We start from the raw sequence: 18,167 nt of genomic DNA on the forward strand, positions 1-18,167 counted from the left end.
ATGAATTTACCTATTTAATGCATGTTGCCACGACAAGGTTGATAGCGCAGGCGAAATAGTTCCCATCGTCAGCTTTTTGCAAAGCACCGTAAAAAGCCCTGCCTTCCTGTTCTGCTATATAGCTTTTTTCGGCTGCCTCATTTATCATTTGCTCTATCCTGAAAAGTTCGTTCGCCGTTTTCAAACTATCGGTAATAAAAGGATGTATTTCAAATTTGATGTTCCTGAAATTATTTTGCTGCAAATAGCTGACGAGTTTTGCGGCCGCAAAACCGTTGTTTATTTTGACATCGGTATAATAGGCATTCACTTTCTTTTGTGCCTCCACAAACTCAGTGTAAAAAGACAGGCTGCTCCAGTCGGTTTCAATAATAACTAAAGGGCAGTCCTTTTTTAGTATCCGGCTGATTTCACTTATAACTTGCTCCGGATTATTCAGATGCTGTATCACCCGTTCGGTCCTTATCCCCGAAATTGTTTCATCTTCAAAAGGTAAAGGATAGGCCTCTGATAATATAAAATCAACATTGCTGACTTCTTTTGATTGTTCTTTTGCCTGTTTAAGCATCACTGGGTCGTGGTCGATGCCGATTACTTTAACATCCTTGCCGGTTATTTTCGCCAGTTCAATAACATCATTCCCTGCCCCGCACCCAAGGTCGATAATGGTTCCGCTATTTATCTTTTCAAAAAAAGTATAAGAATGCTCTTTTAAGTTTAGCAACAGCCGTCTTGAATTTTGCAGATAGTTGATATCGTAGTGTTTGTTTGCCATGGTATGATCAAGTAAAGGTATTAAAAACTGATGCTTTCCTCGTGGATTTCTGATTCTAAAAACGCGCTGTCTGCTGCTTCTATAGTATGGGATAAATCCCACCTGTTAAGATGAGGGATACCGAGTTCAAAATCTATTGTTATCTCTTTTTTCTTTAATTCATGTATCCTTAAGCTATCGGGATTGGCCCGCATTTGCATTATTGCAAGCCTATCCTCCTCAGCGGCCAGGCTTAAATCCGAAACATCTTTTAAAATCATGGCTGTTGCAATAAGGTCGAGTTTAGGATAATAAAAGGTTCCGTTGTTACCGATGCTATCTACCAGCACCATTCCGCAATTTACAACAGGTTTTACAGTATATGGTGCACATAATGCAAAAAGTGATTGTAAACCTATTTGTGATGAAATTGCTATAAGTGTCCGTATAAGCAATGGCGTCCCTATTCCATACCCGGCAAGTTCCTGCGAATTCCATAGCCCGCAAATCTCGCCGGTACCTTGTTTCGAAAAATCCCAAACAAGTTTAAATATCCCGGGATCCATTGTGCCTGTTGCCTGCTCTATCGGTAATGGTTCAGACCCGCCGGCAACATGTACCCTTGCACCTCCATATAAAGTTTTCCCGTCTTTCGATTCTACAATTATTACAAAAACTGCGGGGTTTTTTGCCCATCCGTTTTTTGAGGAAGTAACCTTGGTAACCCCAATACTGGTTAAAACAGCGGTGTGCCCTTCAATAAATAACTCACAGGTTTCCGGTTCGTCAATTGCCCTAAAGGCGCGGAGCCTTAGATCAGGCCTGTTTTTTTTTAAATCGTCTTCCATTTATCGGCTTTTTTCCAAAATCACTACCGCCCTCTCAAAATCAATAAATAAACCGGTGGAGCAGGGTAACTCCAGGGCTTAAATCAACAGTAGCTCTCTGTTAATCAAACTGTTCCCGCCAAAAGCAAAAAACCGTTTTAATCAACCATTAATCAGTTTAAATTTTCAATAAGCCTTTTTACGTAATTTGCCGCCAAATAGATATACTTATTTCACTTTTTTTACGGCAGGAATAAGTAACTGTAAGCAAGTATTGGCAAAATGTAACCGGTGACTATTTAATTCGGCGTATTGAAATATATGGACGAAGTTGCAGGTGTACCGCAAATTAAATCCCCCGTTTAGGGTTAGTGTGTTTATAACCAAATGCTTTAAATTTAAACTATTGATTTAAAGGGTATTGGAAAGGCGAATTCTTCAGCCAAACAACCTGTTATGAGTGATGTATACCGTAATAAGCCGGTTGTTAAAACCAACACGTTTTGGGATGTTATCCTGCTCATTCTCCGTGTTTGGTTTGGGTACGTGATGATGAAGAACGGGAAGGCTTTTTTTGAGTTGTTTGCATCAACCGGAGATCAAAAATTTCTTGAGAGCCTGTTTGTTGGTAACGACATGCGTTTCCCGCTGCCGTTAATAATAGCCTTCGAAGCAAAGGGGGCTGAGTTTTTTGGCGGATTATTCGTTTTCTTAGGCTTGTTTACCCGCTTTGGCGCCGCCTTGGTTGCCCTTACGATACTGATCATAACACTAACTGCCAGCATAGAAAGAAACAGTGCTTCCGACGGTACACTTGCTGTGTCGTTTTGTTTGTTTGCTATTGTATTTATGTATTGGGGTGGTGGCAGATACGCGATGGACTCGTTGTTCAAGGCTGCCTAATTACCATCGGTACGGCAAACATACGCCAAAAATTTTTATCCCGATCCTTGTTTTACCTATAAATGTAATACCAATGTAAATAATATCTATTTAATCTATCTGTTTTGTAGATATTAAAATTGTTTCTATATTTGCCAATGTAATGACAGACCATTGCAGCACAGGGGGCCGGTTGCCGGGGAAATATCTTTCAATTGCAATTGAAATGGTTACCCGGAGATGGTTCGAATCCATCCCTTGTAACCACTCTTCATAATTTAGGTTTATAATTGGTTAGAATGAGCTCCCGCCCTCCGGGGGCTCTTCTTTTTTTAATTAAGCATCCCGCTATTACTATAAATATCAACACCTACGTATTCGGGGATATCACGGCTGTATTTTTTGCGGTAGTCCTGCGGGGTTAGGCCGGTTATTTTTTTAAAAACTTCGCGGAAGGTTTTAATATCATTGTAGCCGGCATCATACATCAAAATATTAATATTCTGTGCGCCTTTTTCGAGGGCTTTTTTGGCAGCCTCTATTTTTACACGTTGCAGGTATTCAAATGGGGTATTTTGGGTCGCCTTTTTAAATCTTCGGATAAAATTGCGTTTACTCATGTTGGTATGATCGGCAATTTCATCAATGTTAAGCTGTTGCTGGTGGTTTTGTTCGATGTAATGCTGAGCCTTCAATATATCAGCATCGTTATGCTGGTGCTGGCCCTTAAATACCGCAAAGTGCGATTGGCTCGTCCTGTCCATATCCAGGCTGAACATCTTGCTGGCCCAAACACCGATATCGCGCCCTAAAAATTTATCCAGCAGGTACAATACCAGGTTTAACGACGAAAACGCGCCGCCGCTGGTATAAATACCCCTGTCGTCTGTTATCACCATGTCCGACAGGAAATTCACTTCAGGATAGCGGCTGGTAATATCATCCTTATCAAACCAGTGCGATGTGCATGAGCGGCCATTAAGCAAACCAGCCTCCGCTAAAAAGTAGCTGCCCGAGCACAAACTGGCTACTTCAGCCCCCTTTTTGTTCATGCTGCTTACCCAATCGATAAGTTTTTGATGTTTTTGCGGGGTGGTACCCCTGTCGCCATAAAATGCCGGAACGATGATAAGGCCCGGTTGCGCTACACTCTTAAAATCGCTGTACCCGATATAAGGCTCCGGATTGCGCATGAAATTATTTTCCGGGGTTTCGCCTACCAGGTTAACCTTAAAAGGCAACGCCTTGCCTGTTTCCTTAAACAGGCGGTTGGTATGGATAAACATATCCATGGCTCCCGACACTGTCGACAGCACGGCATCTTCATGAATTAAAATCGCAACTTCTTTCATAGGTTATTGTGGTATAATTCAAATATAACGATTTATTTGGCACAAAAGCAACCGTTCGGGGTGAATTTTGCAAGGCAATTTTGATTTTAGTATCAAGTCGAAAGTCTTAAGCCCTAAGTTGAATTTTGGTCTTTTCTGACTTTTGATTCAAGACTTTCGGCTTAGGACTATTGACTTACTACCATCTCAATCATACCAGCGCATTTTTAGCGTACTCGCGGCATTTAATAACCTCCTTAACAGCGTCTGAGCCGGCAGGGATGTTATATTCCAACTCGATAGTAGCCGGGAATTTATATTTTTTCTTTTTCATCAGCGCCAGCACTTCTTTTATCGGTGTATCGCCTTCACCCCATGGCGCGTTCGGGCCGTTTTTAAATTTGCGGTCTTTTATGTGCATGCTCACAATCCTGTCGCTGTTTTTAAGGATAAAGTCTACCGGGCTGCTGCTGGTGCCGGCTACATAGTGACCGATATCAAGGTTAATGGCATTGTAGTCCGATTGACGCAGTGCCGTGTCCCATAACGTTGGAGTAGCCTGTGTATGGGCATGATAGCCGACATATATTTTATGCTCGGTGGCTTTGTCGCCCAGGCGCTGGGTTAATTCATCATCTTCGGGCAATTCTACAGTAACATGGGTACAGCCAAGGGCGCCGGCTGCGTTAAATGCGTAGTTAATTTCGGCATCTGTGTTTTTTGAGCCAAGCGCGTTGGGTTTCCAGGCGTATATCTTAATGCCTGCATCGTTGTACATTTTGCGTATCTCTGCAAACTTATCCATTGGTGCATTCATGCGCCAGTCGGCCATTTTAGCGGCAAAATCAGTACTACCACTTGTATACTTTGGAGCGCCGGCATACGCTTCGGCCGCATCGCCCATTAGCTCAATGGCGTTAATATTGCAATCTTTACAGTACTGCAACAACTGCTCAACACTGCCCGGCATACTGCGGAAAGAATAGGTAATAACGCCTATTTGCACGCCGTTTATCAGTGAATTTGGCTTGTCCGCAAAAAATGAGTTGGCGAACGATGTTTTTGAGGCGAGGGCCATCCCTGCCGCCGCGAGCATACCGGTGCCGATAAACCGGCGCCGCGAAAAGTTTTCTGTTTTCATAACGGGTTATAATAGTTAATGAATTATTGGTTTGGTTTTAATTGGTAATCAAATTTAGTTTATTTATTACCAAAGCCCAAGGTGGTTTGGTAACGATTTTATTAGATGTTGACGATATATCAGCGGCAAGCGTGACAGAATTACTAAATTTAAAATAAACTTTCATTATATTTTGAAAGTTCGATAATATATATACCTTTGTGTATGGAATTAACAGAGGCAAGGCAAAAATTTATAGAGGCATGGGGCAAGTTGGGTTCTGAATGGGGCATCAACCGCACTATGGCCCAGGTACATGCCCTGCTACTGATTAGCCCGGAGGCTTTGACTACCGAGGAGATTATGGAATCGCTCAGTATATCGCGGGGCAATGCCAACATGACCGTGCGCGACCTGATAAACTGGGGCCTGGTTGAAAAACAGCACAAGCCCGGCGAGCGTAAAGAATACTTTTTTGCCGATAAAGACGTGTGGAACATTGCCCGACAGGTGGCCAAAGAACGCCGCAAACGCGAGCTTGACCCGGTAATTAAAATTTTGGACGAACTTTCGAAAGTACAAGGAGATGCAAAAGACCCCGCTTTTAAAACCTTTAATAAATCGGTTACCGATATAAATAAACTGGCCAAAAACGTCGACAAAACCCTTGAAACCATGATTAAGGCGGATGAAAACTGGTTTTGGGGTTCAGTTTTAAAAATCTTTAAGTAGATTTTTTTTATGCTGATATATTTCAAAAATTACTGAAAATTCAATATAACACACCTTAAGCTGTACACAATGACGAATGTTTTTACCTCTAAACGAATAGGCTTTATCGCGCCCAATATATTTGCCATGGCCGCCATGGGCTTAATCAAATATTTTCAAATGGAAAGCGGGGTGTTCATATTTTCTGAGTTTATCATCATCCCTGTGGTGATGGGGATAATAAGCGCCTGGTTTTGGCGGGATTTGGAGCTTAAGGGCCTATGGGTATCCCGTTATTCAATTTACAACACTGTAATAGTCATAGGTTGTAGCTACTTTTTCGTAAAAGAAGGCTCCATCTGCCTGATTATTGTTTCCCCGCTTATTTTCAGTTTTTTGTTGCTTGGAGCCTTTTTGGGCGCCAGTATGTTCAAGCGTAACAATCAAAAACTAAACGTAAGCATTATTGCGGCGTTACTATTTATTTTTGTCGCCGACTCGCTATCAACTCACCATTACGAAAATATGGTATCTGATACCATCACCGTAAATGCCCCGCCCGATAAGGTTTGGAAAAACGTAGTAGCTTTTAAAAGGATTAAGCAACCAAATAAATACTGGTTGTTCCGCATTGGGATGCCGAGCCCTGTGGAGTCGACCGTTACGGGATATTATGAGGGTGCCGGCCGCAAATGCATTTTTAGCAACGGTTACATTTTTGATGAAAGAATAGCGACCTACCAGCCAGGCGTTAATCTTACGTTTGATGTTACCCACCAGCCCCGGGACCCGGAGATAATGAACCACATAGACATTTTACGCGGCCAGTTTTTATTGAAGGACAATCACGACGGCACCACCACGCTTACCGGCAACAGTTGGTACAGGTTATACGTTTTCCCGGTTTGGTATTACGATATTTGGGCCGAAAGTATTACCCGTAACGTGCATTTAAGAGTAATGGAGCATATTAAGGAGCTAAGTGAAGCGGGAGCCGATAGTTTTGAGTCGAAAGTTATAAGTCGGAAGTATTAGGTATGGTTGTAGTTTGATTCCGGACTTCAGACTTTCGACTCAGAACTTAAAATCATGTTTAGCTTTTTTGTAAAATATTTCGGTTTTTTAAAGGCCGTGCCGTTTGCGGCGCGCCTGTTTGACACGCAACTGCGATTGTGGGAGCTACTTACCTTTTCGCCTGTACTCAAATGTATTGATGATATTGAGGCTGAAGTATTAAAATGGCCGGGCATTTATAAAAGCATACACAAATACGGCGGGCTGCAATTTAATTTTAACGGGCGGGAGTTGGGCCACATCCACAGTAACGGCCTGCTTGATATGCGGTTTAGCCGCACAACGAAAGAACAATTATTGAACGAAGGCCGGGCCACAGAACACCATATTTTTAAAAAATCAGGATGGATTAGCTTTTATATCCGCGATTATAGCGACGCTCTTTATGCCCTTGAATTGCTTGAAAGAGCGTTTTTACAAAACAGTGGCAGGGGCTAGCCTTATAAACGCATAGAATTTGTATATTTGCAGCCGGAGAGAACCAGGCCTCCGCGTTATTTAAATTCCCTTATGGTGTAATGGTAGCACTTCTGATTCTGGTTCAGCCTGTCGAGGTTCGAGTCCTTGTAAGGGAACACTAAATCTTCAAAGCCATCCCGGGTAAGGATGGCTTTATTAGTTTTGGCACATTCAACAGGGTAACCAAAATCTCCCGTATCTTTACCCAATCAAATGACCCGTCAAATCAGCATTACCGAATTCCTGCAGTTACGCACGCCTGTTACTTTAATTGACGTGCGTACACCTGCCGAATTTGAAAAGGGCCATATACCCGGCGCTTTTAATGCGCCGTTGTTTACCAACGAGGAACGGGTTAAAGTTGGCACAACCTACAAACAAGTTGGGCGTGAAGAAGCCATTTTACTTGGATTTGATTTAACCGGTTCTAAGTGGTCGGGGTTTATAAAAATGGCGCTTGAAATTGCCCCGGATAAAAAAATAGCCGTGCATTGCTGGCGCGGCGGTATGCGCAGCGGTGCGATGGCCTGGGCGCTTGATTTGTACGGCTTCGAGGTATTAGTTATCAAAGGCGGTTACAAAAGCTACCGGCGCTGGTCGCACCAGCAATTCGACAGGCAATATCCGCTTTGTGTACTGGGCGGAATGACCGGCTCGGGGAAAACCAAAATATTGCATAAGCTTAGCCTTGCCGGAGAACAGGTGATCGACCTGGAAGATTTAGCCCAACACCAGGGATCATCCTATGGTACAATGAATAAGCTGGTGCAGCCAACCCAGGAACAATTTGAAAATAACTTTGCTTTTCAGCTAAAAGATATGGACGCAGCCCGTCGTATTTGGGTGGAGGATGAGAGCATCACCATCGGCAAATGTGCCGTGCCGCCATCCTTTTGGCGCCAAATGCGTAATGCGCTTTTGATTGATTTAAAGATCGGTGTTGAACAGCGTACCGCGATGCTGGTTGATGAATACGGGCAACTCGACAAAGATTTCTTAATTGAATGTACCCAGCGCATCCACAAACGCCTCGGCCCCGAGCAAACCAAACATGCCATCGCCGCGATAAATGAAAACCGGATGGCCGATTTTATCCGCCTGGTATTGGTATATTATGATAAAACTTACAGGGCCGGCCTGCTTAAGCGCGAGGTGGAACAGGTGTTTCCGCTGGAACTTGAAAGTACGGATGCCGACAACAATTCAAAGATATTATTGAAATTTATACGCCAGGTTAATCAACCGGGAGTCATTCAAAATTAATGGAGACAATTAAACTCACCCAATATTCGCATGGCGCGGGCTGCGGCTGCAAGATCAGTCCCGCCATACTTGACAAGATTCTGCATAGCCCAGTAGCTGCAATCCCGGATGCCCGACTTTTGGTTGGTAACGATAAACGTGATGATGCGGCAGTATTGGATTTAGGCAACGGTACCGCGCTAATATCAACCACCGATTTTTTTATGCCTATTGTGGATGACGCCTACGATTTCGGCCGTATTGCATCTGCAAATGCGATAAGTGACGTATATGCAATGGGTGGCAAACCGGTGCTGGCTATTGCCATATTAGGCTGGCCGATAGATAAACTGCCGCCCGAGGTTGCGCAAAAAGTTTTGGAAGGCTCGCGCGCCGTTTGTGCCGAAGCCGGTATAACCCTCGCCGGCGGGCACAGCATTGATTGCCCCGAACCTGTTTTTGGGCTCGCAGTAAATGGCATGGTGAATATCCCCAACCTAAAACAAAACTCAACGGCAACTGCCGGTTGCAGGTTATACCTTACCAAAGCTTTGGGCGTAGGGATATTATCAACGGCTCAAAAGCGAGGGGTGCTTAAACCCGAAGATGCCGCCATAGCTTTACAAAGCATGGTCACTCTGAACAAACTGGGCGAGCTTTTCGGTAGCATGGATTTTGTAAAAGCCATGACCGACGTTACAGGCTTTGGTCTGTTGGGCCATCTAAGCGAAATGTGCGAAGGCAGCGGTTTGTCGGCTGAAATAGAGTTTGACAAAGTGCCGGTAATTGCTTCGTTGCCGGGGTACCTTGCCCAAAAGTGCTTTCCCGGTGGCACACAACGCAACTGGAACAGCTATGGCGATAAAATCGGCACCCTAACCGACGAGCAGCGCTACATCCTTGCCGATCCGCAAACCAGCGGCGGTTTGTTGGTTGCTGTTGCAGAAGAAAACTGCGCTGATTTTGAAACCACACTAAAAGAAAAGGGTTTTGCGTTTAAACCTTTCGGCAGGTTAAAACCACAGAATGGCGGCCCGTTGATAACAGTTGTTTAGCCATTATAAATATCATTTAAAAAAATTTCCATGAGGTCGTCAAAGATATATACCCTGATTTTGCTTACAGTATTTGCATGCTTTGCGGCTTTAAAAACGCACGCGCAAATTTCCAATCCCGTTGCCCCTTCGCTTACTGCACCAAATCCATGGACTGATAGCCAATTACTGGAACCATCCGTTTTAGCAGCTCAAATAAAAACCGGCGGAACAAACCTGCCCCTGATATTAAATATCGGTGCGGTAGAAGATATTAAAGGAGCAACCCATATCGGCGCGGTAAACGATGCTAAAAACCTGGAAAAATTAAAGAGCACAGTGGCTACCCTGCCTAAAAGTACAGCCATAATAATCTATTGCGGTTGCTGCCCTTTTGCTAAATGCCCTAATATCCGGCCCGCGTTTTCTGAACTAATAAAAGCCGGGTTTACTAACGTGAAGCTGCTTAATTTATCAACCAATTTGAAAACGAATTGGGTTGCTAAGGGATATCCGTTAGCGGGAAATAATTAGAGAGGCTAAATTCAGCGCAACGGCGCAGCCCTCTTGAGTGCCTCAAAAGAAATAAACAATTACGAAAAATCATCAAAATCAACGGTCCCACCAACCTGAAATATACTTCTTCACCTCAGCTGGCACACCTGGCTCGGGCACAAAAAGGTCAATATTCTTTTCTTTCGCGTATTTCAGCAATCGTTCAATCGGCTCGTCCCAAGCGTGGGGTGCAAGGTTAAACGTTCCCCAGTGTATGGGCATCATTAGTTTGCCTTTTAGCGCAAGGTGGGCGTTCGAGGCATTATCAGGCCCCATATGTATATCCGGCCAGTACTGGCCGTAGGCGCCAATCTCCAGCATGGTTAAATCAAAAGGTCCAAAGGACTCACCGATATCTTTAAAAATAGGGAACCAACCCGAATCGGCCCCGAAAAATATATTATGCGTGTGCCCTTTTATCACAAATGACGACCAAAGGGTTTCGTTGCGGCCTATAATACCGCGACCACTAAAATGACGTGCCGGGGTTGCCGTAATATTGCAATCGTCGCCAAGCATGGTGCTGTCGCCCCAATCCAGTTCGGTTATAAAGTTTTTTTCGATTCCCCAGCTTACCAAATGCTGCCCAACCTTGAGGGATGTGATAAAAGGGACATGTTTGTCGGCGAAATACTTAATGGTGTTTTTATCCAGGTGGTCGTAATGGTCGTGCGAGACAATGATGGCATCCAGCGGGGGTAAATCTTCAAGTGCAATTGGCGGTTCAAAAAAACGTTTTGGCCCGAAGAACGAACTGAATGATACCCTTTCGCTCCAAACCGGGTCAGTAAGTATGCGTTTGCCATCAATTTCTATCAGCAGGCTCGAGTGCCCAATCAGCGTAATCCTTAAACCTGAAGCAGGAGGGGTATCAAATACCGACACATCAGTTTTAAACGGACCTAATTGTTTTTTGGGAGTATTTTCGGCTTTGTTATTATAATATTCTTTAAGTATCGGGATCATTTTACCAAACCCAGCCTCATCGGTAGGTATGGGGTTTAAAAATTTCTTTCCCTTTTTACGCGCCCCGGTTAAACTCATAAATAACTATCAAATTACAGCCCTAATATACAACGGGCTTTTTATTAAACCGGGTTGACGCCGAATTGTTACATTAATCTCCTGGAAACACCAATAGTGGCATTTGGCTGACTATTTCTTAAAAAAAGCAACAGCTTGTTCGCAAAAGTCAAGCAGCTCAGCAGGCAACTCTGGCTCGGCATAGGGTTGTGTTGCACCAAACACATGGTCGCCGCCTTTTATCACCAAAAATTCGGCATTCGCGTTGGCGGCTTTCAATTCTTCTGCATGTGCCAACACGACAGACGTATCTTCATTGCCATGGGCGATGAGCCAGGGTTGTTTTATTTGGGCCGCGTGCGCCAATATATCCAATCGACCAGGGTTGCGCTCCAGGTCATCAAGCAGACTAACTTTTAATGGCATTTGTTGCCCGGTGCGTTTGTTGGCAATATACGTTATGCCGGTTAGCCGCCATTGTTCCTCAATTGCTTTAGCCCATAGATTCCGGAACCCGGAAATGGATGCCATGGTAACAAGTTTTTTAACCCGGCGGTCTTCGGCTGCTTTAATAATGCTCAGGCCGCCACCCATGCTGTGGCCCATTAAATAAACGCCACTTGCAGCCGGAATGCCCGAGCCGCCGCACGCAAAATCGATAACAGCTTTTAAATCCTCCAGTTCGATGGTAAATGTATTGTCGGCAAAAGCTATCAGGTCGGCAAAATCTTCCGGCTTATCAGCTGTGGTGCCGTTGTGCGAAAAGTTGAATTTTAAAAACCGGAAGCCCTGTTCGGCAAAGTAATTGGCTACCAGGTTATGCGCGCCCCAATCTTTAAACCCTTTGAAGCCATGGGCAAAAATTACCAGCGGTGCGTTCTTGTTTGATGTGCGGTAGGTTAAATCCATCAGCATGCCACGGCCCTTGGCGCCGGGTATGTTGAAGTTTTGTTTTTTAAGCATGATACATCAAATATAGAACAAACATTTACTGATAATCAACCATCCCTGTCATTTCTATAGTGAGAAAACCTATCCGTCTTGCCTCTCCCGCGTTTAAGTTTTCTCCTCGTTCCTCGTCGAAATGACATTTGGGAACAGTTCGGACCTCCAAGAAACCATATAAGTGACGGCCGCAAAGTGACAACCCCCAAATCCAAAGCTATGATGGGTCTAATGCAAACGGCTCCCATTTATCATTTGTCGACTTTCTATCAGCCCCAATACCCAAGGGCATCTCATATAAATCGTTAATTGATGCATCTATTTCTGTAGCTTGCTTAAGAGAAATGATTTTTAGATTCGAGTCATCATGGTCTGCTTGTCCGCATAGAAATTGCCAGTAACCATCCTCTGCTTCATGAGTTGCAAATAGGATAGGCCTTGTTTTGGTCATTACATGGTCACAAACAAAGCAAGCGGTATTCTCCGATTCCGTAAACTTAAATTCATTTGCAGGCGTTTCTTTTTTTTTAAAAAAACTCAACATTTTTTTATAATTATTTAAATGTGTTAAAGTAATAAATATTGCTAGAAAAAATCGTTTAAATCTTCTCCTTTCGGGTATACCACCACGCCCATAAAATCAATAACGGCTGCAAAACCACCAGCCTTACCCACGCAATTAATGGCGTTACATGCAAGTCGCCCAACTGAAACGGCGCACGAATAACCATATCAATATGTACCGGCAAAAAGGCAATCAGCATTAGTATTATGCCCCACGCGGCTAAAACCCTGGTCTGTTTGAAAATTAGCAGCAAGCCAAATAATATTTCAAAAACACCCGCCAATAAGTTCATAAGTTTTGGCAACGGAATATATGGCGGAATGATGCGTATGTACGATTCCGGCGCCCGGAAATGGTTGGCACCGGCCAAAACGTAGCCAATTACCAAAATGACGAGCATCACTTTTTTTAATTTTGTCATAATTCAGGTACGTATTTATAGGTAAAATCGATTTAATTGTTTAACAAACACTATTTATTTATAAACATTCTAAATACAACTGTATGACAAAGTGTTGACACTGCATCGTATTAAAGCTGTTACTTTTGTTGGGTTCAAATTTAAAATAGCTTTGAAGTATCTAAAGGTAATCGCTTTTACGCATAAACAGATTGAGTTGAAGGAGTTGGGACGATTGGTGATTTGCCAGGAGAACTTAACAGATAAACTGCAAAGAGTAAAATCGCAATTCGGTATTTCCGAAATTTTTTACCTGGCCACGTGTAACCGCGTTGAGTTTGTGATGCTTACCCAGCAGGTGGTCGACAAAGCTTTCGCCAAACAATTTATGGATGCCATTGATATGGGCCTATGCCCGATATCAACCGGTACTTTTTTAGATGCGGCATCTATTTATGAAGACCGCGAAGCGCTTGAACATTTGCTGCGCACCTCCTGCTCGCTCGAAAGCCTTATAGTTGGCGAAAAAGAAATTTTAGCCCAACTGCGCAAAGCCTACGAAAACTGCAAAGAAGCAGGCCTTACCGGCGACGGGTTGCGCATGTTTATGAACTGTATTGTTAAAACAGCGAAAGAAGTTTATACCCATACCAATATTTCGAAGAACCCTATTTCTGTCGTCTCGCTGGCCTATCGCAAGTTGAAGGACATGAAGCTTTGCACCAACGCCCGCGTGCTGATTATTGGCGCCGGCGAAACCAACCGCAACATTTCGAAGTACCTGCAAAAGCATAAGTTTACCAACTTTGCAGTTTTTAACCGAACTGTTGCCAATGCCACCCAGCTGGCTGCCGATTTAAGCGGCGAAGCTTTTAACCTGGAAGCATTAAAAACGTACGACAAAGGCTTCGATGCCATCATAACCTGCACCTCGTCAACCGAACCCATCATCACTCCCGAGATTTATAAAGGCCTGTTAAACGGCGACACCGACCGTAAAACCATAGTCGACCTTGCCGTGCCTAACGATACCCACCCGGATGTGCTGCTGCAATTCCCGGTAAACTTTATCGAGGTGCACTCGCTAAATGAAGTGGCTAAAAAGAACCTGCAGGAACGTTACGAAGAACTTACCCATGCGGAAGCCATTATCGACGAAAATATAAACGGCTTTTTGCTGGAGCTTAAGCAGCGCCGTATTGAGCTGGCGATGCGCCAGGTTCCCGAAAAAATAAAGGAAATCCGCAACACCGCAATCAACTCCGTTTTTGCCGAAGAAGTGCAGGGCATGGACCAGGCCAGCCGGGAGATACTGGAAAAGGTGATCAACTATATGGAGAAAAAATATATCAGCGTGCCTATGATAATGGCGAAGGATATACTGATCAATAATAACTAGCTGGGCGTTGCCTGCGGCCAGGCTGTACGTTCATACGCCTTCAAGGCCTTAGGCTCAGGGCCGGTATCCACTTCCATCCTTAACGCATTTTTGTCTAAACCTGGATTCATCTGATTAAAGGATTGATGGATGGTTGGTGCAGAATGATATCTCAAATCGAAGCGATAGGCATCCCCAAATCAAGCAAATTACAGTTCAGACAAATAACCTCTCCCCGTCATCCTCATGCAATTTGAATTAATTCGTTAAATTGGTGTGCTTTAACATCCCGCAAAAAGTTAAATTTGCAATGCAAACACTATAGCCCTTTGGACAGAAAACTTATTATAGGAACCCGCGGCAGTGACCTGGCGCTTTGGCAGGCAAACTTTGTGAAAGACAGCCTGGCCGCGCTTAATATTGATGTTGAACTTAAAATCATCAAAACACAGGGCGACCGCATCCTTCACCTTAGCCTTGATAAGCTGGAAGGTAAAGGTTTTTTTACCAAAGAACTTGAAGAAGAATTATTGGCAGGTACTATTGATCTTGCGGTTCACTCGCACAAGGACCTGCCTACCGAAAACCCTCCGGGACTCATTATCGCAGCAGTTTCAGAACGGGAAGACCCCGCTGAACTACTGCTGATACTGAAAGATTGTGTTGATGTGCACCAAAAACTGTCGGTTAAATACGGTGGTATTGTAGGCACCTCGTCAAACCGCCGCAAGGCGCAATTGCTGGCCTATCGCCCTGATTTAGATATTATTGATCTGCGTGGCAACGTGCCTACCCGTGTAAACAAACTGCGCGAAGAAAATTATGATGCCATCATGCTGGCAAAAGCAGGTGTGAGCCGGCTTGGCCTGGACTTGAGCGATTTTTATGTAGAAGAGCTAACGCCAACGGAACTTATTCCTGCACCGGCACAAGGTGCACTGGCTATACAAGTCCGCGAAAGCGACAAAGAAATATTTGAAGCCCTGCAGCCGTTAAACCATCCCGATGTTGCGGAGGAACTGGCCGTTGAGCGTACCGTGTTGAAACTGTTTGGCGGCGGCTGCCATTTACCCCTGGGCTGCTACTGCCGTAAAGAAGATGGCGTGTACCAGGTGTTTACCTCGAAGGCAGATGATAGCGAGGAATTCCCCGACAGGTTATTTTTAGAAGCCCCTACAACTGAAGGGCTGGCTCAAAAAGTAGCATTGTTCTTCAGTGCCGACCGTAAGTTCCCGATGAAGGTTTTTATATCGCGCGAGCTTTCTGAAAACAGCTATTTCCGCAAAGCGCTGGAGAAACACGATATCGAGGTTGAGGCGCGTTCACTTATCCGCACAGTGGCCGTAATTACCAAACTCGACAGCTATATTTTGAAAAATGCCGACTGGATATTTTTCAGCAGCAAAAACGCAGTGGAATATTTTTTCCAGCTAGACCCGGTATTACCTAAAAAAGTAAAATTTGGCGTAATGGGCAGCGGCTCGGAAGATATGCTGCGGCGCAAAGGTTTTTTTGTTGACTATACTGGTGATGGTATTGACCCTGCCGATGTTGCAGCCGAATTTGCTGAACTGGCCAACGGCAAAACTGTGGTGTTCCCTTCTGCCGAGAACTCAATGCGAAGCATACAGCAGGCCTTATCGCCCGATACAAAAATCATCGACCTTACAGTTTACGAAACCATATTGGAAGACAATGTGCAGCGCAGCGGCGCTGAGATAATGGTATTTACCAGCCCATCAAACGTTGAGGCATACTTTGTAGATAACCTGCTGGACCCTGATCAAAAGATTATTGCCATTGGCGTTTCCACCGGCAAGAAACTGGACGAAATGGGCGTAAAATATACCCTGCCGTACTCACCCGATGAAACCGGGCTTGCCGAAGCGGTGTTCGGGACTATTTGTTTAAGTCACAGGTGCTGACAAGAAAGTCCATAGGCAATAGTCCATAGATTTTAAACTCCAATACTTAACCATGGACTATCGACTATGGTCTATGGACTATAAACTATTTATACGTAATCATCAGCTTTGGCCTTCTTGACGTATCCGGATAATAGCTGGAGCAAAAAATGCGGCTGGTGTAAATTACTTCGTTACGGAGCGATAATTTGAACCCATAATTATTTCCGCTGCTTACCATTGCACTAACCATGTCTTTTACGTCGACATCCAGGTTTCCGAAAGGCTGAAATGTGTTGGGTATAGTTACCTGGTTTGCTGAAAGGGCGCCAGGCTGGTTAAACCAGGTTACAGTTGCTGTGTTCCACGTTTCGGCAACCTGTTGAATAACAATGCTATTGTCAGTACCATAGTTTGCATGCACTAAATCGCCATTCAGCGGAATAGTATCGGCATATAAAATAAGGCGTGCAGATACTATGCTGCCGGTGGCAGGTATTTTACTGATATCGAATTTCAACAGGTTTCGCACGGTTATCGGCAACCCGCCGATAGTCCAGGCACACAAAGGCTCCTCGGGCGATACGTGGTTACTTGCATCGGCCCCGTTATATATGCCCACATTGGTTTCATAAGGGTTATTTAAAGGTGCTAATACAATAGTTTTCTTGATTCCGGGTGCCGGATCGTTGACGTGTGTACAGGCTGTAACAGCCAGGCACAACAGGGCGATGCAAAGTGCAATGGTGTTTTTTCTCACGTTATTTTAATAAAGGTGTAGTAAAAATAATAACATTTAATATTTTAAACGCCTTATTAATAGCATTTTGAATGATATTTCTGCAAAACATCATTTATAAGACATAAAATTTCTTTAAACCTATAACATCGCCCATAATTGTCGCAGTTTCCCTAACTTTGGGATTCCCAAAAGGCAGGGTGGAGATTGCCCGTCCAAAAATGTTGAAATAAGAAATGTTACAACGACCAAGAAGAAACCGCAAAAGCGAAGCGATACGCCAAATGGTACAGGAAACGCACATCAGCGCGGCTAACCTTATATTTCCACTATTTATAGTTGATGGTACTTTTCAAAAAACCGAAGTGGCATCAATGCCCGGTATTTACCGGTATTCGATTGATAATTTGCTGCGGGAAATAGAAAGCTGCTTAAAGCTGGGGTTAACATCGTTCGACCTGTTCCCGAATATTGAAGAATCATTAAAAGATAAATACGCCACCGAAAGCCACCGCGAGGAAAGCCTGTACCTGCGCGCTATCCGCGAAGTAAAAAGGAATTTCCCGGAAGCTTGTGTGATAACTGATGTTGCCATGGACCCCTATAGCAGCGATGGTCATGATGGCATTGTGGAGAATGGCGAGATATTGAACGACGAAACGTTGGAAATACTTGGCAAAATGGCGCTTGCCCACGCCCAATGCGGGGCGGATATTATAGCACCAAGCGACATGATGGATGGCCGTGTGGGCTATATCCGCAAGGTATTGGACGACAATAAGTTCACAAACGTATCTATCATGTCGTATTCGGCAAAGTACGCCAGCGCTTTTTACGGGCCTTTCAGGGATGCCTTGAATTCGGCGCCAAAATTCGGCGATAAAAAAACCTACCAGATGAACCCCGCCAACCAGCGCGAGGCATTAATTGAGGCCACTTTAGATGAACAGGAAGGCGCCGACTTCTTAATGGTAAAACCTGCCCTTGCGTACCTCGACGTAATAAAATTATTAAAGGACAATACTGAATTGCCGGTTGCGGCGTATAATGTGAGTGGTGAATACGCCATGATAAAGGCCGCCGTGCAAAAAGGCTGGCTGAATGAGCAACGAGCCATAACCGAGGTGCTTATGGGCATACGGCGGGCAGGCGCTAGTGCGATATTAACGTATCATGCTAAAGAGGTGCTGGAAAATAAATGGATTTAGAGGAGGTGAAAGCTTA

19 protein-coding genes and 1 tRNA gene are annotated in these 18,167 nt (G+C 44.3%); 11 read left to right on the top strand and 9 right to left on the bottom strand.

Features of this window, described 5'->3' with window-relative positions:
- Positions 1-10 precede the first annotated feature (10 nt).
- Both Q0R52_RS26000 and Q0R52_RS26005 read right to left on the bottom strand, forming a co-directional pair.
- The gene (locus tag Q0R52_RS26000; RefSeq protein WP_295800707.1) at positions 11-775 is read right to left on the bottom strand and encodes a methyltransferase domain-containing protein; all 765 of its coding nucleotides are present in this window, start codon (positions 773-775) and stop codon (positions 11-13) included.
- 20 nt (positions 776-795) lie between these two features.
- Positions 796-1,602: a hypothetical protein gene (locus Q0R52_RS26005; protein ID WP_295800709.1), complete on the bottom strand. Its 807-nt coding sequence runs from the start codon at positions 1,600-1,602 to the stop codon at positions 796-798.
- 435 nt (positions 1,603-2,037) lie between these two features.
- Here Q0R52_RS26005 and Q0R52_RS26010 point away from each other — a divergent pair, with 435 nt between their 5' ends.
- Positions 2,038-2,484: a DoxX family protein gene (locus Q0R52_RS26010; RefSeq protein WP_295800712.1), complete on the top strand. Its 447-nt coding sequence runs from the start codon at positions 2,038-2,040 to the stop codon at positions 2,482-2,484.
- A 311-nt stretch (positions 2,485-2,795) separates the two neighbouring features.
- On the opposite strand, the gene Q0R52_RS26015 is transcribed toward Q0R52_RS26010, so the two are convergent.
- Complete coding sequence (locus Q0R52_RS26015; RefSeq protein WP_295800715.1) at positions 2,796-3,815, bottom strand: helix-turn-helix domain-containing protein; 1,020 nt, start codon at positions 3,813-3,815, stop codon at positions 2,796-2,798.
- A gap of 190 nt (positions 3,816-4,005) precedes the next feature.
- Positions 4,006-4,935, bottom strand: a complete 930-nt coding sequence (locus Q0R52_RS26020) for a sugar phosphate isomerase/epimerase (protein ID WP_295800719.1) — start codon at positions 4,933-4,935, stop codon at positions 4,006-4,008.
- A gap of 204 nt (positions 4,936-5,139) precedes the next feature.
- On the opposite strand from Q0R52_RS26020, the gene Q0R52_RS26025 reads away from it, so the two are divergent.
- The 7 genes from Q0R52_RS26025 to Q0R52_RS26055 all read left to right on the top strand — a co-directional run bounded on the left by Q0R52_RS26025 (position 5,140) and on the right by Q0R52_RS26055 (position 9,968).
- Positions 5,140-5,646 (top strand): MarR family transcriptional regulator, encoded by a 507-nt coding sequence (locus Q0R52_RS26025; RefSeq protein WP_295800720.1) that lies wholly within the window; start codon positions 5,140-5,142, stop codon positions 5,644-5,646.
- A 69-nt stretch (positions 5,647-5,715) separates the two neighbouring features.
- The gene (locus tag Q0R52_RS26030; RefSeq protein ID WP_295800723.1) at positions 5,716-6,660 is read left to right on the top strand and encodes an SRPBCC family protein; all 945 of its coding nucleotides are present in this window, start codon (positions 5,716-5,718) and stop codon (positions 6,658-6,660) included.
- A gap of 54 nt (positions 6,661-6,714) precedes the next feature.
- The gene (locus Q0R52_RS26035) at positions 6,715-7,137 is read left to right on the top strand and encodes a luciferase family protein (RefSeq protein ID WP_295800726.1); all 423 of its coding nucleotides are present in this window, start codon (positions 6,715-6,717) and stop codon (positions 7,135-7,137) included.
- A 66-nt stretch (positions 7,138-7,203) separates the two neighbouring features.
- A tRNA-Gln gene (locus Q0R52_RS26040) sits at positions 7,204-7,274 on the top strand.
- A gap of 97 nt (positions 7,275-7,371) precedes the next feature.
- Positions 7,372-8,421: a tRNA 2-selenouridine(34) synthase MnmH gene (mnmH, locus tag Q0R52_RS26045; protein WP_295800729.1), complete on the top strand. Its 1,050-nt coding sequence runs from the start codon at positions 7,372-7,374 to the stop codon at positions 8,419-8,421.
- A complete protein-coding gene (gene selD, locus Q0R52_RS26050; RefSeq protein ID WP_295800733.1) occupies positions 8,421-9,455 on the top strand; it encodes a selenide, water dikinase SelD in 1,035 nt (344 codons plus the stop codon). Before mnmH ends, selD begins: the two co-directional genes overlap by 1 nt.
- Before the next feature lie 30 nt (positions 9,456-9,485).
- Entirely contained in the window at positions 9,486-9,968 is a 483-nt protein-coding gene (locus Q0R52_RS26055; protein ID WP_295800735.1) for a rhodanese-like domain-containing protein, read from the top strand.
- A 78-nt stretch (positions 9,969-10,046) separates the two neighbouring features.
- On the opposite strand, the gene Q0R52_RS26060 is transcribed toward Q0R52_RS26055, so the two are convergent.
- The 4 genes from Q0R52_RS26060 to Q0R52_RS26075 form a co-directional block, all read right to left on the bottom strand.
- Positions 10,047-11,033 (bottom strand): MBL fold metallo-hydrolase, encoded by a 987-nt coding sequence (locus Q0R52_RS26060; RefSeq protein WP_295800738.1) that lies wholly within the window; start codon positions 11,031-11,033, stop codon positions 10,047-10,049.
- Between the two features lie 111 nt (positions 11,034-11,144).
- Positions 11,145-11,975 carry an alpha/beta fold hydrolase gene (locus Q0R52_RS26065; protein ID WP_295800741.1) on the bottom strand — a complete coding sequence of 277 codons (831 nt, stop codon included), beginning with the start codon at positions 11,973-11,975 and terminating at the stop codon, positions 11,145-11,147.
- A gap of 199 nt (positions 11,976-12,174) precedes the next feature.
- Positions 12,175-12,501 (bottom strand): DUF2185 domain-containing protein, encoded by a 327-nt coding sequence (locus tag Q0R52_RS26070; protein WP_295800744.1) that lies wholly within the window; start codon positions 12,499-12,501, stop codon positions 12,175-12,177.
- Positions 12,502-12,556: 55 nt separating this feature from the next.
- Positions 12,557-12,943 carry a MauE/DoxX family redox-associated membrane protein gene (locus Q0R52_RS26075; protein ID WP_295800747.1) on the bottom strand — a complete coding sequence of 129 codons (387 nt, stop codon included), beginning with the start codon at positions 12,941-12,943 and terminating at the stop codon, positions 12,557-12,559.
- A gap of 151 nt (positions 12,944-13,094) precedes the next feature.
- Between Q0R52_RS26075 and hemA the strand changes: the two genes are divergently transcribed.
- Positions 13,095-14,321 (top strand): glutamyl-tRNA reductase, encoded by a 1,227-nt coding sequence (gene hemA, locus Q0R52_RS26080; RefSeq protein WP_295800751.1) that lies wholly within the window; start codon positions 13,095-13,097, stop codon positions 14,319-14,321.
- A 308-nt stretch (positions 14,322-14,629) separates the two neighbouring features.
- Positions 14,630-16,225, top strand: coding sequence for a hydroxymethylbilane synthase (gene hemC, locus Q0R52_RS26085; protein ID WP_295800754.1), 1,596 nt, complete (start codon positions 14,630-14,632; stop codon positions 16,223-16,225).
- Positions 16,226-16,310: 85 nt separating this feature from the next.
- On the opposite strand, the gene Q0R52_RS26090 is transcribed toward hemC, so the two are convergent.
- Positions 16,311-16,964 (bottom strand): DNRLRE domain-containing protein, encoded by a 654-nt coding sequence (locus tag Q0R52_RS26090; protein WP_295800757.1) that lies wholly within the window; start codon positions 16,962-16,964, stop codon positions 16,311-16,313.
- A 215-nt stretch (positions 16,965-17,179) separates the two neighbouring features.
- Between Q0R52_RS26090 and hemB the strand changes: the two genes are divergently transcribed.
- The gene (gene hemB / locus Q0R52_RS26095; RefSeq protein ID WP_295800760.1) at positions 17,180-18,151 is read left to right on the top strand and encodes a porphobilinogen synthase; all 972 of its coding nucleotides are present in this window, start codon (positions 17,180-17,182) and stop codon (positions 18,149-18,151) included.
- Positions 18,152-18,167: the final 16 nt, after the last annotated feature.

Source organism: Mucilaginibacter sp. (assembly GCF_025359345.1).
Taxonomy (GTDB): Bacteria; Bacteroidota; Bacteroidia; order Sphingobacteriales; family Sphingobacteriaceae; genus Mucilaginibacter.